The sequence below is a fragment of the Haliea sp. genome (genome assembly GCF_041395985.1).
In the GTDB taxonomy this organism is placed as follows: Bacteria; Pseudomonadota; Gammaproteobacteria; order Pseudomonadales; family Halieaceae; genus Haliea.
The window spans coordinates 73,064-87,771 of the sequence record NZ_JAWKZJ010000009.1 but is presented as its reverse complement, the minus strand read 5'-3'; the positions used below and the strand labels follow the sequence as shown (position 1 = coordinate 87,771).

The window sequence follows — 14,708 nt, the reverse complement described above, 5'->3', positions numbered from 1 at the left end:
TACTGCCCTTCCCCTTTCCGGTGTAGCCGGTGTAAGCTCGTAGAAACCCGAATCCAGTGGCCTGCCAACAAACTGTCACAATTTTGCCCTAGCGTGGTACGCGACACAGGCAGGCGCAGTGAACTAAACCCTCTGCGCCGGGTCTGACTGGGCAGAACAGGACAACGACGATGAACACGAACACGACATTCAACCCCGAAGCGCTGTGCAGCCGCAAGTTATGGCGTATTGTCGCCGGCCACGAGCACTTGCCAAACCTCGATGAGCAAGGCCTGCGCAGCGCCATCGAGGAGCTTGCCGAGCGGCGCACCTACCTCATAGAACTGGAGCGCCTCGGCAAGCTCAACGCGAGGCATTGACGCAGCAACTGTCATGGCGAAGCCCCCTGCCCGAACATCCAGTTCACGGGACATTCAGGCGTTTCTCGGCACGGCCAAAGCGGTTGCCGTGTTTGCCGAGCGCCATCCCCGGCTTGTTTTCGCCATAGACGCCACAGCCAGTCGCGAACCCACCTGGGCGATGGCGCGTGATCGTCAGGCGGCCATGTTCCACAGCGCCGGGCAGGTGGCTTCAATCAGTATCCAGCTCTGCTACTACCGCGGCTTCCAGGAATTCAGGGCGAGTCCCTGGCTCAGCGACAGCAAGGCACTCGCCGAGCAGATGATGCAGGTACGCTGCGAGGGTGGCCACACGCAAATTCAACGGCTGTTGCGCCATGCACTGGCAGTGCATCGGGAAACCCCGTTGCGAGGCCTGGTCTTCATCGGTGACGCGCTGGAGGAGTCGCCGGATGAGGTCTGCCACCTCGCCGGCCAGTGTGGGCTGCGCAAACTGCCGCTATTCCTCTTTCAGGAAGGTGCCAACAGTGCGGTGCAGCGCACGTTCCAGAGCATGGCGCGCCTGAGCGGCGGTGCCTGGGCGCATTTCGATCAGCACAGTGCAGACACGCTGTCAGACCTGCTCGGTGCCGTGGCGCGATATGCCACGGGTGGGCGGACCGCACTGGAGAATCACCCCGGGCAAGGTGCTAGACTGCTCCTTCAACAGCTGAAACCCTGAGGGCCAACGTGCCGAGAATCCTGCTGCTCCTGGCAATCGCCGTGGCCCTGTATATCCTTTACCTGCGCGCCCGCGCATTGCCACCCCACAAGCGCAGGGCGCAGTACATCAAGCTCGGCATTGCAGCGGCAGTCGTCATCGTGCTGTATCTCACACTGACCGGCCGCATGCACTGGGTCGGAGCCGCACTGACCGGCCTGCTGGTTGCAGGCAGGCAGCTGCTGCCGCTGTTTATCCGTCTATTTCCCATGCTCAGCTCGCTGCGCAGCCGTTCGGCAAGCGCAGCGCATGGCCGGCAGTCCACGGTGGAAAGCGCCGTGCTGCGCATGCACCTTGACCACGACAGCGGCAAACTCAGTGGCGAGGTCCTGTCCGGCCCATTCAAGGACTGGCGACTGGATGAACTGGATCGAAGCCAATTGGAAACACTCCTGCACTACTGCCGGCAGCAGGACAACGATTCCGTACAGTTACTGGACAGTTACCTGCAGCAGCGTTTTCCCGGCGAAACAGATTTCGGCGCGACACAATCGCCACCCCCGCCCGACAGCCAGAGCGGGCTGACGCGCAGCGAGGCGCTCGCCATTCTTGGCCTCGGCGGCGATGCCAGCGATGAGGAGATCGTGGCTGCCCACCGCAAACTCATGCAGAAGCTGCACCCGGATCGCGGGGGCAACCACTACCTGGCGGCCAAGGTCAACGAGGCCAAGGACTTCCTGCTTGGCTGAGTCGGGGAAACCTGCCTCAGGCTGGTGTCGATCGCGACGACTCTTTACACTGCGCGCCGCATACGCTTGAGAGGAGCCCGCCACGCATGAGTGAGGTATTTGTCATTCGCAACCAGCTCGGCCATTACTGGGGTAAGTCCAGGAGTTGGCTGGACGGCCGCGATGCGCGTCTGGTGGCGCGCCTGAAACACCACGACGAGGGTGTCAACCTGCTGTTTGAGCTGAGCAGCAAGGATGTGGCGCTGCGCGGCGAGGTGCTGGCAGTCGACGTAGACGCTCGCGGAGAACCGGTTATCGAGCCCAGCAGCCACCCATTGCCCGACGCGGCACCTGATCTGCTCACAGACGGGGAACAGAATCCATCAGCCGCCGGTCAAAACGGGGCTGCATCAACCACCACGAGGTGAAACGACTGTCATGAGAATCCTGCTCTTCCTTGCCACAAACATTGCAGTACTGGTACTGGTCAGCATTATTTTCAATCTGCTGGGCCTGGAGGGTATTCTTGCCGCCAACGGGGTGGACCTGAACCTGGGGCCCCTGCTCATCTTCTGCGCCCTGTTCGGCTTCGGTGGGTCGCTGATCTCTCTGTTTCTGTCCAAGTGGATGGCAAAGCGAGGCACGGGAACCTACATTATCGAGCAACCGCGGAACCGTGAGGAACAGTGGCTGCTGGATACGGTGCGGGAACTTGCCGACGAGGTGGGCATCGGCATGCCGGAGGTGGGCATTTTCCCCTCCGAGGCCGCCAACGCCTTTGCCACGGGCTGGAATCGCAATGCGGCACTGGTTGCCGTGTCCAGCGGCATGTTGCAGCGTTTCCAGCCCGCCGAAGTCCGTGCCGTCATGGCCCATGAAATCGGCCACGTCGCCAATGGCGACATGGTGACGCTGACCCTGATTCAGGGGGTGGTCAATACCTTTGTCATGTTTCTTGCGCGTATCATCGGACACACGGTTGACCGGGTCATCTTCAAGACCGAGCGCGGTTACGGTATTGGTTACTACGTGGTCACGATTGTCGCCGAACTGGTCCTGGGCATCCTCGCCAGCATGATCGTGTTCTGGTTTTCGCGCTGGCGTGAATACCGCGCCGATGCCGCGGGTGCCCGACTCGCCGGCAGCGGCGCCATGGTTGCCGCGCTGCAGCGCCTGCGTGCCGAACAGGGCCTGCCCCAGGACCTGCCGGGAGAGCTGACAGCATTCGGCATCAGCGAACAGTTGAAAGAAGGGTTCTCCGCCCTGTTCCGCTCGCACCCGCCACTGGAAGACCGTATCAGGGCCCTGCAGCAGGGCTGAACCAGTACGCGCTCATCGGCACGACATCAATCTTGTCGAAGTCGATGAAGCGCGCACAACTCTCCATCATGGCCGTCTGGTGAGCCTGCAGGGTCGCATCGTCCGGCGCGGCATAGAAACTGTATGCAGAACTCATCGCCTCGGCCGGAAAGTCCTCTTCTACGATGGCATCCAGGGCGGGTCCACCCCCGTCGAGATCGCAAACCACCAGATTCTGCCGGTAGCCGAAGGTCGACTGCGTATCAATGGCAATCTGCCAATGGCTACCCTTCCAGATGTGCAGCCATTCAGCGACGTTGAGCCGCGGCGGACGCTGCAGCAGGGCCACCTGGCAGAAACCGGGGACCCGCGCATCGGCACCCGGCGGCTGGGTCGAGTTGACGATAGGCTCCGCCTCAGACACCAGCCAGGCGTGGCTGCGAGCCACCAGATCGGGCACCAGGGTCATGGGCTGTGGCCTGCGCCAGGCGTCGTCCAGCCAGACCGAGAGCAGTGCGTCTGGCAGGCTGTCGGAGTTGGCCAGGCGCTTGTCTGCGGCGGGCGCCACGGCCGAGTCCACCACGGCGAGGCGCAGCCCCCGAACCGATTCCAGGCGCTGCAGCGCCGGCACCAGATCAGCCAGCAAACCTGCACGAAATGCATCTTCGCCCACTGCGGGGGTGCGCCAGAGCGCGTACTGTACCTTTTCCATGGTGCCTCCTATGACAGGCCGACAGGCGGCGTGATCGTGGAGCAGTTATCAATCAGCATTTCGGTCCCGTTGACGAACCAGGACTCATCCGCGGCGAGGTAGAGCACCATCTGCGCGATGTCTTCCGGGTTGCACATATCGTTGCCCTGCAGCGAAGCCAGTTCCTCCGGGGACGCCGAGTCCTTACCGGTTGCTGCCTTGATGACCATGGGTGTACGCACACCATCCGGGTGAATGGAATTACAGCGGATGCCGTTGCCCTTTTCCTTGCAGTACATCGCGATGGATTTGGTGATGGAGCGCACCGCGCCCTTGCTGGCGCTGTAGGCCGCGGCAAAGGAAATGCCCTGGATCGCGGCCACCGATGACATGTTGATGATTGAACCGCCGCCACTCTGCTCCATGGCCGGGATGGCGTGCTTGCAGCCGAGAAACACGCCTTCACTGTTGACGGACTGCACTTTGCGGAATGTCGCCAGGTCCGTGTCCACAATCGACGCGATGGTCAGCATGCCGGCGTTGTTCACCAGAATGTCCAGGCGCCCAAACACGTTCAGGGTGTCGGCGATAACCTGTCGCCAGTTGTCTTCATCGGAAACATCCAGGCGCATGAAACGCGCGCGCTCACCGATGCTGTCCGCGACCGCCTGACCATCTTTCTCGTTCAGGTCAGCGACCACCACAGAGGCACCTTCCTCTGCCAGCAGAATGGCGTCTGCCTTGCCCATTCCACTGGCGGCACCTGTAACAATGGCGACTTTACCGGCGACTCGTCCCATACTGCAGCTCCTCGTGCCCGACGCGGGCGTGTTATCTGTGTGAGCGCTGGAGTTAAGCAAATGCCCCCACAAAGCTCAATGCGCCGGCCTCGAAACGCAGGGCGTGACTGCTCTGTTGAACCGTAGACGGGCCTCGCACGAAGCGTTGCGGAATAGTATTCTCACTCACACTGCGACTTCGTCTGGAGCCCGACATGACCGATCATCAACGTCCTGCCCGCCTGCCAACGCTGCTCTTCTACTTCAGCGCCATTTTACTGCTGACGCTGCCACTGGCAGTACTGGTTGTACGTTCCGGCCACTGGCAGCAGGGCCTGCTGCTTTACGCGCTGGCCTGCCTGCTGGCGGCAATCACCGCGCTGGTGCTCACGGTGCTTTCTGTACTGCCGCGCTACCGCCAGCAACGCAAGCGACTCCTCACAGGACTGGCGTGCGCGTTGCCTGGCACGCTGCTTTTCCTGTCGGTTGTGGCGGGGCGGGGAGACTACCCCGCGATTCACGACATCACCACCGACCTCAGCGACCCACCAACATTCAGCCACGCGCCGTCCCTGCGTGGCCCGGATAGCAACCCACTGGACATCAAGCCCGACAGTCTGGGCGCGCAGCAGGACGCCTATCCGGACCTGCAGTCACTGCGCAGTGAACGCAGCGCGAACAATGCTTTCCGCCATGCGCTGGCCGTCGCTGACAAGCTGGGCTGGGAAGTCACCTGGCAGGACGCGGATGCATGGCGATTCGAGGCGGTCGACACCACGGCCATCATGGCTTTCAAGGATGATATTGCGGTGCGCATCCGCTCCACCTCCGACGGCAGCGTGATCGACCTGCGTTCAGTTTCGCGGGTGGGTGTGGGCGACATCGGCGCCAACGCCAAGCGCATCCGGGCGTTCAAGACGACCTTCGCGGAGGATCAGGGAGGACAGCTGTGAAACACTGGCTGTGCGCGCTGGGTCTTGCCCTGCTACTGCCTTCGGCTCTGGCCCAGGAGGCCGACTACCTGAGCTTCGCCACCGAGGACGAGGCCAACAGCACGGAGATCTTCAGCAGGGCCAGCCCCGCGGTGGTATTCGTTACCAATAAGGCCCTGCGGCGGGACCTGTTCTCACTGAACGTACACGAGATACCGCGCGGTTCCGGAACAGGTTTCGTGTGGGACCCCAGCGGCCTGATTGTCACCAACTTTCACGTCATAGCCGGGGCACACCGGTTGACGGTCACCCTGCAGGATCGCAGCGAATACGACGCCGAGGTCATTGGCGTGGCGCCGGAGAAAGATCTTGCCGTGCTGCGCATACAAAACCCGCCTGCGGGGCTGACCACGCTACCGCTGGGCGATTCGTCGGAGCTCAGCGTGGGTCGCAAGGTCCTTGCTATCGGCAATCCTTTCGGACTCGACACCACACTGACCACGGGTGTGGTGAGCGCACTGGGGCGCGAGATCCGCGCGCCGGGCAACCGCACCATCCGCGGCGTCATCCAGACCGATGCCGCCATCAACCCGGGCAACTCGGGCGGGCCCCTGCTCAATTCCATGGGGCAACTGGTGGGCGTGAACACCGCTATCTACAGCCCCAGCGGGGCCAGTGCGGGCATCGGCTTTGCGATTCCCGTGAACACGGTTCGGGAAGTGGTGCCCCAGCTGATCAGCTACGGCCGTATCCAGAGGCCCAGTCTCGGCCTGGAACTGGCCAGCGATCGCTGGATTCGTCGCTACCGGATTGAGGGGCTGCCTGTGGTGCGCGTATTCCCTGGCCTGCCTGCAGACCGCGCAGGCATCCGCGGTGCCTACCGCAACGCGCGAGGGGAAATCCTTCTGGGGGACATAATCACTGCCGTGGACGGCGAGGCCGTGCGCAGCAATGACGATTACCTGAGCCTGATCGAGCAGCATGAACCGGGCGACACAGTGACAATCACCCTGCGCCGCGGCGATGAGCGGCGCGAGGTGAGCGTCAGATTGAGCGATTCAGAGTAGCGAGCAGCGCCTACGAGGACGCTGCACAAACATCAGGAAAGTGTGCCACCGTCGACCCGGATGTCCTCGCCGGTGATATGCACTGCATCCTCGGATGCCAGCATGGCAATGACCCCGGCCATGACCTCGGCATCTTTTGGACCGGACAGAGAGGAAATACGTCCGATCAATTCAAAATCCATGTTGGGTGGCCACTCGATACCGGTGGTCATGCCGCTGTTGATATCGCCGGGACAGACGCAGTTGGCCCGTACGCCGCGCTTGGCAAATTCGACGGCGATACTGCGTGTCATCGCCAGCACGCCACCCTTGCTCGCTGAATACGCTGCGCCACAGGGCAGTCCGGCGAGCGCCGCAGTGGACGCTGCGTTTACGATACTGCCCCGGGTCTCCATCAGGTGAGGCAGGACTTCCCGGCAGAGCAGCAGCGTCCCCGTCAGGTTGACCGCAATGACGCGCTGGAAAGCGTCCAGTGCAATCGCATCAGTATCGTCGAAACGCAGAATGCCGGCCATGTTCACCAGCGCGTAAAGGCTGCCATAGCGGGCAACACAGGCGGCCACCGTATCCTTGACCTGTGTTTCATCAGACACATCGCAACACTGTCCAGTTGCCTCGCCGCCCGCCGCCGTGATGGTCGCCACGGTTTCGTCGAGGCCAGCCTGACTGATATCCACGCAGTACACGCTGCCACCTTCAGCAGCTATGCGCACCGCCGCTGCGCGTCCAATACCGCTGCCGGCACCCGTGACCATGACCACCCTGTTCGTGAAACGCTGCATTGCCTGCCCTCGTGAATGAATTCCAGCGCCGGAGCATGAACCAGAGCCCACAAGAGCGTCAATTCCGGCGGTACGCAGCACTGAACTCGACGCAGGTGATTGCACAGCCGTGGAGGGTTTGCTGCTCTATACCAGTGCTGCATCTCGGACCCGGCAATGCCCTCAGTCGTTTGCTTATACCGGCGCGGTCATTACCCTTGGCACACTCGCCGCGCGCGCCTTTCCGGCAGCGCGAAAACGGCCGTAACACAGGAGATTGCGCGTGGAAGACCTAGACCAGTTTCGCGAGGAAACGCGGCAATGGCTGGAAGCCAACTGCCCCGCTTCGCAGCGACTGCCCAATACACCGGAAGAACAGTACTGGGGCGGACGCCGCGGCAGCTTTGCCAGCGAAGATGCACGCGTCTGGTTCGAGCGGATGCGCGACCGCGGCTGGACAGCGCCGGAATGGCCCACGGCCTATGGCGGCGGCGGCCTCACGCCGCAGCAGGGGCAGATTCTGAAAGAAGAAATGAAGCGCATCAACGCGCGCACCCCCCTGTACAGTCTGGGTTTGTGGATGTTGGGACCGGCGCTGCTGGAATATGGCAGTGAGGCACAGAAGCAGGAGCACCTGCGGGCCATCGTTAACGGTGAGTTTCGCTGGTGTCAGGGCTACTCCGAGCCCGGCGCAGGCTCCGACCTCGCCAGCCTGCAAACACGGGCCGAGGACCAGGGGGATCACTTCCTGGTCAACGGCAGCAAGATATGGACAACGGCCGCGGACCGCTCAGACTGGATATTCTGCCTGGTACGCACCGATCCCCACGCCAAGAAGCAGGAGGGCATCAGCTTCCTGCTCATCGACATGGCAAGCCCCGGGGTGAGCACCACGCCGATTGAGCTGATCAGCGGTGATTCCGAGTTCTGCCAGACCTTTTTCGACAACGTTCGCGTGCCGAAGAGCAACCTGGTCGGCAAGCTGAACCAGGGATGGTCGGTGGCCAAGGCGCTGCTGGTCCACGAGCGCAAGCTGATGGCGGAAATCGGCGGAGATTCGCCGCGCAAGGAAATCCCTCCGGTTGAGGCCGCGCGTCGCTATCTGGAGTTCACCGACGGCCGCATCGCCAACCCACAGCTGCGCAGCGACCTGGTCGACTACGAAATGCGTATGCATGCGATCGGACTGACCCACATGCGCAGCTTTGAAGAACGCGCGGCGGGCATCAAGGGCACCGTCGGACTGGCGATGAAGTACCTTGGTACGGAGGCCATCAAGGACAAGAACGAGCTGCTGCTGGCCATTATGGGCACCCGCGGCCTGGGCTGGGAGGCGCCCGGGTTCACGCCGGAGGAGCTCGACACCACCCGCCTCTGGGCGATGTCAAAAGCCATGACCATCGCCGGCGGCACCAGCGAAGTGCAGCTGAATGTGATCGCCAACCACGTCCTGCAGTTGCCGCAGCCCCCCAAAGCAGTCACCGAGTCCTGAGGAGAACAGCATGGCACTGGTTTTGAATGAAGAGCAGCGCTTGCTGGCCGAAACAGCACGCGAATTTCTGCAGAAACAGTCGCCCGTCAGCGCCCTGCGCGCCCTGCGCGACGCCCGCGACCCGCTGGGTTATGACCCGGAGCTCTGGCGACACATGGCGGAGTTGGGTTGGGCGAGCGTGATCCTGCCCGAGGACGTTGGCGGCCTGGACTTCGGCTTCAGTGGCCTCGGCGTGGTGCTACAGGAAACCGGCCGCACCCTGGCCGCGAGCCCGCTGTTCGCCACGGCGGTTGTCGGCGCATCCGCGCTGTTGCTGGGCGGCACCGAAGCCCAGAAAGCAGTCTACCTGCCACAGGTCGCAGCGGGTGAACTCACGCTGGCGCTGGCGCTGGAGGAAGGACACCATCACCGACCGCACCATATCGCCACCCGGCTGGAGAGGTCGGGTGACGGCTTTCTGCTTTCCGGTGAGAAGCTGTTTGTACTCGACGGTCATTCGGCGGATGCACTGCTGGTAGTCGCCCGCAGCGCAGGCGAGACAAGCAGCCGCGACGGTCTCTCGGTGGTGCTGGTCCCGCGCGGCACGGCCGGCGTTGACATCGAACGCACCGTGATGGCCGACAGCCGCAACGCCGCCAATATCCATTTTACCGAGGTCAGCATCGCCAGCAACCAGGTCATCGGCACCGAGGGTGAAGCCGGTTCCTGGCTTGACGACGTGCTCGACCGCGGTCGCATCGCCATGGCGGCCGAAATGCTGGGCAGCGTTGAAGAAGTGTTCGCGCGTACGGTGGCTTGGCTGAAGGAGCGCGTGCAGTTCGGCGTGCCCATTGGCAGCTTCCAGGCCCTGCAACACCGCGCGGCCAGCTTACAGGCGGAGCTGGAGCTTGCACGCTCCGTGGTCCTGCAGGCGCTGACCGTCGTGGACGAGCAGCCACAGCAGCTGGCCATTATGGCCAGCCTCGCCAAGGCCACTCTCAACGACCTGGGCAGGCACGCCACCAATGAGGCCGTGCAGATGCACGGCGGCATCGGGGTAACCGATGAGCTCGAGATCGGGTTCTTCCTGAAACGCGCACGCACTGCCATGCAGATTTTTGGCGACACCGGTTTCCACAAAAACCGCTATGCCACCCTGTGCGGCTATTGAAGGCACACCACAGAAAACGAGGTCACTGATGAACAATGCAGACAAGATCGCCATGGTAGAACGCTACGTTGAGGCCTTTGAAAAGTCCGACGTAGAGATTATTCGCGGCATGTACGCCGACAATGCGGTGGTAGAAGACCCGGTTGGCACGGAGCCGCACCGCGGCCTGGATGCCATCTGCGCGTTTTACCAGGGTGCCTTGGGCGCCGGCGCCAAACTGCGGCTGTCAGGGCAGGTGCGCTGCGCTGGCAATGCGGTCGCCTTCCCGTTTCACGTTGTCATGCCGGGAATGCAGATTGACGTCATCGATGTGTTTGAATTCGATGACAACGGCAAGATCAGCAGCATGAAAGCCTACTGGGGCCCGGATAACCTGCGCAAGGACGGCTGACCTGGCTCACGGGTCTGCGGTTGCCGGTAGCACGCGGTCGCCAGGCTCCAAACCGGCAACGACCTCGACCCGGCCATCGGCGTTGCGCTTGCCAACGCGTAAAAACCGGCGTTCTGGCCCCTCCGGACCTGCAACGTAAGCCACCCACAGCTGTCCCACCCGTGCCAGCAGCGTCTCGGGCACACGGATGCGCTGCTCACTGCCCGCCGGCACTTCAATGCGTGCATACAATCCCGGCAGCAGCCGGTCATCGTAGGGCAGACGGATCTTAACCAGAAAACTCCGGGAACCGGGCTCGGCCGCCGGCACGATCTCCTCGATACTGCCACTCACCCTGCTGTCCAGTGCCGGCAGGCTCACCGGTACCGTCTGGCCCACGGTCAGGCTCACTGCCAACTGTTCGCGAACGCTTGCTTCCACCCGCAGCGACAGCGGATTGTACAGCGACAACAGTCGTGTACCTGGGGCTGCCGTATCACCCGGCTCTGCAAAGCGGTCCACAACCCGGCCATCCAGTGGCGAACGAATAGAGGCATAGGCCAGCGCCGCGCGTGCTTCCTCGAGCCCTTGCTGCACGCGCTGCAGATCAGCCTGCAGGCTGTCGCGCGTTGCCTGGGCAGCATCCCGATCGGACGCCGAAAGCAGGCCACGATCCTGCAACTCAATGCTGCGCTGCAGGTTGCGTTCGGCTTCCGTGAAGCGGGCGCGCACAGCGGTAATCTGATTACTGGCCTGGGCAACACGCGCTTCCAGATCCGTCTTTTCCAGCTCCAGCAGGAGCTGCCCCTCGCTGACGGTGTCTCCGGCGCGCACCAGTATCCGCTCGATGCGCGCCATGATGCGTGACGATATCAGCGTCGCCTGTTTCGCTTCCACAGAGCCCGGCACCGGTTCGGTAATGGCGACGTCCTCCATGGTTACGAGATAGGCCGCCTGCTGTGCCTCAACAGGAGGCGGCGCAAGACCTGGCGCAAGGCGGTCATCGAAGACCCCGGCCATCCAGCTCACCATCAGCACCAGCACCACGATCGCCGCCAGAGCCGGCACCCATTTCCAGACACTACGCATTGCTTGCGACCTCCCCGGTCTCTCGGTCGAAGACCAGTAGATACACCACAGGCACCACCACCAGCGTCAACAGGGTCGACGCGATGATGCCGAAAATAATTGCCAGCGCCAGGCCGCTGAAGACCGGGTCCAGAATAATCACCAGGTTACCGAGCAAGGTTGTGCCCGCCGTCAACAGCACCGGACGCATGCGCACATGCCCTGCTTCCAGCAGAGCGTTGCGAATGCTCGCTCCCCGATCCCGGGCCTGCGTAACAAACTCAACAAGGATCAGTGAATTGCGCACCACGATCCCCGCCAGCGCGATCATGCCGATCATCGCCGTTGCGGTGAACAACACCGGGTCGGGAGCACCCGCAACACTCCGCTCTCCCAACATATTCAGCCACCAGAATCCTGGCATGATGCCGATCACGGTCAATGGGATGGCCGCCATGATAATCAGCGACAGTGCGGAGGAATTGGTTTGCACCCGCAACACAAAGAAGATTGCCACCAGGGCGAAAGCGAATGCCAACCCCATATCGCGGAACACATCGACCGTGATCCGCCACTCCCCCTCACCCGTCCAGCGCACCTCGATGTCCTCGGGGAGCTCCCAGCCATCACCGCCGCCAGGATTGAGGAAGCTGCGCTGTGGCCAGTCGTTCGCACTGCCCGGGCTGGTGCCCTGGTCGGCTACGATATCGGCAATCACATCGGCGGGAGGACGGCCCGACAGCTCAGCAGTGACATACACCACCGGGCGCAGGTCCTTGCGGTAGATCGCCTGATCGGCCGCCAATTGCCGAAACTCCCCAAGCTCGCCCAGCGCCACCAGGGGTTGCGGCGCCGCATCCAGCCCGCTGGCCTTGCTGGCCTGGGTGATGCCGGCACGCCCCTTGACCTGCAAGCGTGCAAAATCATGTGGCGAGACACGCTGTTCGGGGGCAAGGCGCAGCAGCAGGGGCAAGGGCACCGCCTCACTGGCCTCCTGCAAATACCCTGCCACCAGACCTTCGTTCGCCATGGCAATGGTGTCATTGATATCCGCCGTCGACACGCCGGACAGTGCCGCTCGCGGCTTGTCCGCGACAAAACGCCAGCGCATCTGCCGCGCCTCTACCGAGGTATCCACCTCCACCACATGGGCCTCTCGGGCCAGCCGCGCCGCCAACTGTCGGGCGGCAGCCTGCTGCTGTTCATACGGTGTCAACGTGTCGCCATACACCTCTGCCACCAGCGTGCTCATCACGGGGGGGACCCGGAGGTACCTCCACCACCTTCAGATGCACCCCCTCGGCCTGCAACGGCGCGAGCAACGCCCGGATCCGCAGCACAACGCCGTGTGATTGCTGCTCGCGAGCTGCCTTGTCCACCAGTACCACCCGGATGTCAGCCAGCTGCGGCGCCACACGCTGGTAATGCCGGCGCACCATGCCGTTGAAATCGATCGGCGAGGGCTCGCCGACAAATGCGGCCACGGTCTGTACCTCGGGCACTCGCAGCAGGGACTGCATGACACGCTGGGTCAACGCCGCCGTCTGTTCGAGGGTGGCCGACTCCGGTAAGTCAACCAGCACCTGGACCTCGTTCTTGTTGTCGTAGGGGAGCAATTTCAAAGGCACAAGGCGCAGCAAGGGGAGACTGGCTGCGAGCAGAAACAGCACAATCACCACCCACACCACCAGACGAGCTCTACCCCGGTGTGCGAGCAGGGGCCCCACCAGCCGGGCGTACAGGCCATGGCTGCTGGCACCGCTATCCCCCGCCAATGCGTCAAGCGCCGGGCTGTCCACCGAGGGCAGCAGGCGCCCGGCAAGCCAGGGGGTGACAAGAAAGGCGACCAGCGTGCTGCTGATAACGGCGATGGGCACGTTAAAGGCCATGGGCGCCATATACGGCCCCATCATACCGGTGATAAATGCCAAAGGCAGGAAAGCCACGACGATGGTCAGGGTCGACATCAGCAACGGCACACGAATCTCTGCCATTGCATCGACAATGCGTCGCGCGCGCGCACCGCTGCCGACGGCAAAATTGCGTGCGATATTGTCGACACCGGTGATGGGATCATCCACCAGCAAGCCGAGGGCGAGAATCAATGCAAACAGGGTAACGCGGTTGATGGTGTAACCGAAGGCCATGTCCAGCGCCAGCGTAAACCCGTAGCAGATTGGCACCGCAAGGCCCACTACCAGGCCGGCGCGCCAGCCCAGGAATACGCTGATAAATACCACCACGGTAACGATGGCAAAGCCCAGACTGCTGGCCAGGTTGTTGACTTTTTCATCCGCCGTTTGCCCATAGTCGCGCAATACACTCACGTGCATCTGCGCCGGGAGCAATTCGCGCTGCAGCGCGTCGAGCTCTGCGTGCACCCGCTGCGCAAGGCCCACTGCATTGGTACCCGGCTTCTTGGCGACATTCAGTGTCACCATGGGATAACGCGACGGGGACTGCCCATTTGCCGTGCGGTCTCCGGCAAAGCTGATCCAGGTGTAGCTCGCCGGTTCCTGCGGCCCGTCCACAATCCGCGCAACATCGCGCAAATACACAGGCACACCATCGATCACATTCACAACCAGCCCGGGCAACTCGTGGGCACCGCGCAGCGCATCCCCGCTCTCCAGCAGAATCGACTCGTTGTTGAAAGTCCAGCGGCCGGCGGATTGCAGGTGGTTGGATGCCGCCAGGGCCGCGCTCACTTCGGCCGCACTGGTGCGCCGAGCGGCGAGGCTTTCCGGGTCAAGCAGTATCTGTACCTGACGGGTACGGCCACCGGTTACCGTCACTTCCCCCGTGTCTGGCAGGCGCTGCAGCCGCGTACTCAGTTCATCCGCCACACGACGCAAATCATAGTCGCTGTAGCGCTCCGGAGCCTCCGACCACAATGCGAGCACCACGATCGCAACGTCATCGACCTCCACCGGACTCAGGTGCCAACGGCTGACAACGGCCGGCAACAGCTGGGGATTAGAATACAGCTTGTTGTACGTGTTCAGCAGGGCTTCTTCACGATCCTCACCAACATAGAACGACAGCGTGACCGCCGAGCGCCCGGCAGTCGTTGTGGAGTACACATGTTCGACCCCTGAAATCTGCGCCAGCAATTTTTCCAGAGGGACCGCCACCTGTCGTTCTACCTGCCCGGCGGTCAGCCCGGGCGCCTCGACAAACACATCGACCACTGGCACTACGATCTGCGGTTCTTCCTCACGCGGCGTTAACACCAGTGACAGTATCCCCGCCACGATGCCAATCACGAACAGCAGCTTGGGCAGGCCGCCACCCAGGGTGTAGTTCACCACACGGTCCAATGGGTGACTCATG

General features: G+C 62.7%; 16 protein-coding genes. 10 read left to right on the top strand and 6 right to left on the bottom strand.

The window, feature by feature from the left end; translation table 11 throughout:
* Positions 1-170 precede the first annotated feature (170 nt).
* The 5 genes from R3E49_RS15580 to htpX all read left to right on the top strand — a co-directional run bounded on the left by R3E49_RS15580 (position 171) and on the right by htpX (position 3,086).
* A complete protein-coding gene (locus R3E49_RS15580; protein WP_371295891.1) occupies positions 171-359 on the top strand; it encodes a hypothetical protein in 189 nt (62 codons plus the stop codon).
* A 13-nt stretch (positions 360-372) separates the two neighbouring features.
* Positions 373-1,059, top strand: a complete 687-nt coding sequence (locus R3E49_RS15575) for a VWA domain-containing protein (RefSeq protein WP_371295890.1) — start codon at positions 373-375, stop codon at positions 1,057-1,059.
* Between the two features lie 8 nt (positions 1,060-1,067).
* Positions 1,068-1,787: a molecular chaperone DnaJ gene (locus tag R3E49_RS15570; RefSeq protein WP_371295889.1), complete on the top strand. Its 720-nt coding sequence runs from the start codon at positions 1,068-1,070 to the stop codon at positions 1,785-1,787.
* Positions 1,788-1,873: 86 nt separating this feature from the next.
* Positions 1,874-2,194 (top strand): hypothetical protein, encoded by a 321-nt coding sequence (locus tag R3E49_RS15565; protein WP_371295888.1) that lies wholly within the window; start codon positions 1,874-1,876, stop codon positions 2,192-2,194.
* A 10-nt stretch (positions 2,195-2,204) separates the two neighbouring features.
* On the top strand, positions 2,205-3,086 hold the full coding sequence (gene htpX / locus R3E49_RS15560; RefSeq protein ID WP_371295887.1) for a protease HtpX: 882 nt from the start codon (positions 2,205-2,207) through the stop codon (positions 3,084-3,086).
* Here htpX and R3E49_RS15555 read toward each other — a convergent pair.
* Both R3E49_RS15555 and R3E49_RS15550 read right to left on the bottom strand, forming a co-directional pair.
* The gene (locus tag R3E49_RS15555; RefSeq protein WP_371295886.1) at positions 3,064-3,777 is read right to left on the bottom strand and encodes a hypothetical protein; all 714 of its coding nucleotides are present in this window, start codon (positions 3,775-3,777) and stop codon (positions 3,064-3,066) included. The genes htpX and R3E49_RS15555 overlap by 23 nt on opposite strands.
* A gap of 8 nt (positions 3,778-3,785) precedes the next feature.
* Positions 3,786-4,556 carry a glucose 1-dehydrogenase gene (locus R3E49_RS15550; RefSeq protein ID WP_371295885.1) on the bottom strand — a complete coding sequence of 257 codons (771 nt, stop codon included), beginning with the start codon at positions 4,554-4,556 and terminating at the stop codon, positions 3,786-3,788.
* A 194-nt stretch (positions 4,557-4,750) separates the two neighbouring features.
* Between R3E49_RS15550 and R3E49_RS15545 the strand changes: the two genes are divergently transcribed.
* Together R3E49_RS15545 and R3E49_RS15540 are read left to right on the top strand one after the other, a co-directional pair.
* Positions 4,751-5,488, top strand: coding sequence for a DUF1499 domain-containing protein (locus R3E49_RS15545; RefSeq protein WP_371295884.1), 738 nt, complete (start codon positions 4,751-4,753; stop codon positions 5,486-5,488).
* Positions 5,485-6,534: a S1C family serine protease gene (locus tag R3E49_RS15540; protein WP_371295883.1), complete on the top strand. Its 1,050-nt coding sequence runs from the start codon at positions 5,485-5,487 to the stop codon at positions 6,532-6,534. Before R3E49_RS15545 ends, R3E49_RS15540 begins: the two co-directional genes overlap by 4 nt.
* Positions 6,535-6,566: 32 nt before the next feature.
* On the opposite strand, the gene R3E49_RS15535 is transcribed toward R3E49_RS15540, so the two are convergent.
* Positions 6,567-7,316, bottom strand: coding sequence for an SDR family NAD(P)-dependent oxidoreductase (locus tag R3E49_RS15535; RefSeq protein WP_371295882.1), 750 nt, complete (start codon positions 7,314-7,316; stop codon positions 6,567-6,569).
* Between the two features lie 262 nt (positions 7,317-7,578).
* Here R3E49_RS15535 and R3E49_RS15530 point away from each other — a divergent pair, with 262 nt between their 5' ends.
* The 3 genes from R3E49_RS15530 to R3E49_RS15520 are packed head-to-tail and all read left to right on the top strand — an operon-like array spanning position 7,579 to position 10,328.
* Positions 7,579-8,787, top strand: a complete 1,209-nt coding sequence (locus R3E49_RS15530) for an acyl-CoA dehydrogenase family protein (protein ID WP_371295881.1) — start codon at positions 7,579-7,581, stop codon at positions 8,785-8,787.
* A gap of 10 nt (positions 8,788-8,797) precedes the next feature.
* Positions 8,798-9,937, top strand: a complete 1,140-nt coding sequence (locus R3E49_RS15525) for an acyl-CoA dehydrogenase family protein (protein WP_371295880.1) — start codon at positions 8,798-8,800, stop codon at positions 9,935-9,937.
* A gap of 28 nt (positions 9,938-9,965) precedes the next feature.
* A complete protein-coding gene (locus R3E49_RS15520) occupies positions 9,966-10,328 on the top strand; it encodes a nuclear transport factor 2 family protein (RefSeq protein WP_371295879.1) in 363 nt (120 codons plus the stop codon).
* A 6-nt stretch (positions 10,329-10,334) separates the two neighbouring features.
* Here R3E49_RS15520 and R3E49_RS15515 read toward each other — a convergent pair whose 3' ends face one another.
* From R3E49_RS15515 to R3E49_RS15505, 3 genes are read right to left on the bottom strand one after another with little or no spacing between them, the layout of a single operon-like run.
* The gene (locus R3E49_RS15515; protein WP_371295878.1) at positions 10,335-11,396 is read right to left on the bottom strand and encodes an efflux RND transporter periplasmic adaptor subunit; all 1,062 of its coding nucleotides are present in this window, start codon (positions 11,394-11,396) and stop codon (positions 10,335-10,337) included.
* Positions 11,389-12,627 carry an efflux RND transporter permease subunit gene (locus R3E49_RS15510; RefSeq protein ID WP_371295944.1) on the bottom strand — a complete coding sequence of 413 codons (1,239 nt, stop codon included), beginning with the start codon at positions 12,625-12,627 and terminating at the stop codon, positions 11,389-11,391. The genes R3E49_RS15515 and R3E49_RS15510 overlap by 8 nt, the downstream gene beginning before the upstream one ends.
* Positions 12,578-14,707, bottom strand: a complete 2,130-nt coding sequence (locus R3E49_RS15505; RefSeq protein ID WP_371295877.1) for an efflux RND transporter permease subunit — start codon at positions 14,705-14,707, stop codon at positions 12,578-12,580. The genes R3E49_RS15510 and R3E49_RS15505 overlap by 50 nt, the downstream gene beginning before the upstream one ends.
* Position 14,708 lies beyond the last annotated feature (1 nt).

Coding starts and splice junctions, on each gene's coding strand:
- R3E49_RS15580 (WP_371295891.1), top strand. CDS start 171: ATGAACACGAACACGACATTCAACCCCGAAGCGCTGTGCAGCCGCAAG.
- R3E49_RS15575 (WP_371295890.1), top strand. CDS start 373: ATGGCGAAGCCCCCTGCCCGAACATCCAGTTCACGGGACATTCAGGCG.
- R3E49_RS15565 (WP_371295888.1), top strand. CDS start 1,874: ATGAGTGAGGTATTTGTCATTCGCAACCAGCTCGGCCATTACTGGGGT.
- htpX (WP_371295887.1), top strand. CDS start 2,205: ATGAGAATCCTGCTCTTCCTTGCCACAAACATTGCAGTACTGGTACTG.
- R3E49_RS15555 (WP_371295886.1), bottom strand. CDS start 3,777: ATGGAAAAGGTACAGTACGCGCTCTGGCGCACCCCCGCAGTGGGCGAA.
- R3E49_RS15550 (WP_371295885.1), bottom strand. CDS start 4,556: ATGGGACGAGTCGCCGGTAAAGTCGCCATTGTTACAGGTGCCGCCAGT.
- R3E49_RS15545 (WP_371295884.1), top strand. CDS start 4,751: ATGACCGATCATCAACGTCCTGCCCGCCTGCCAACGCTGCTCTTCTAC.
- R3E49_RS15535 (WP_371295882.1), bottom strand. CDS start 7,316: ATGCAGCGTTTCACGAACAGGGTGGTCATGGTCACGGGTGCCGGCAGC.
- R3E49_RS15525 (WP_371295880.1), top strand. CDS start 8,798: ATGGCACTGGTTTTGAATGAAGAGCAGCGCTTGCTGGCCGAAACAGCA.
- R3E49_RS15520 (WP_371295879.1), top strand. CDS start 9,966: ATGAACAATGCAGACAAGATCGCCATGGTAGAACGCTACGTTGAGGCC.
- R3E49_RS15515 (WP_371295878.1), bottom strand. CDS start 11,396: ATGCGTAGTGTCTGGAAATGGGTGCCGGCTCTGGCGGCGATCGTGGTG.
- R3E49_RS15510 (WP_371295944.1), bottom strand. CDS start 12,627: ATGAGCACGCTGGTGGCAGAGGTGTATGGCGACACGTTGACACCGTAT.
- R3E49_RS15505 (WP_371295877.1), bottom strand. CDS start 14,707: ATGAGTCACCCATTGGACCGTGTGGTGAACTACACCCTGGGTGGCGGC.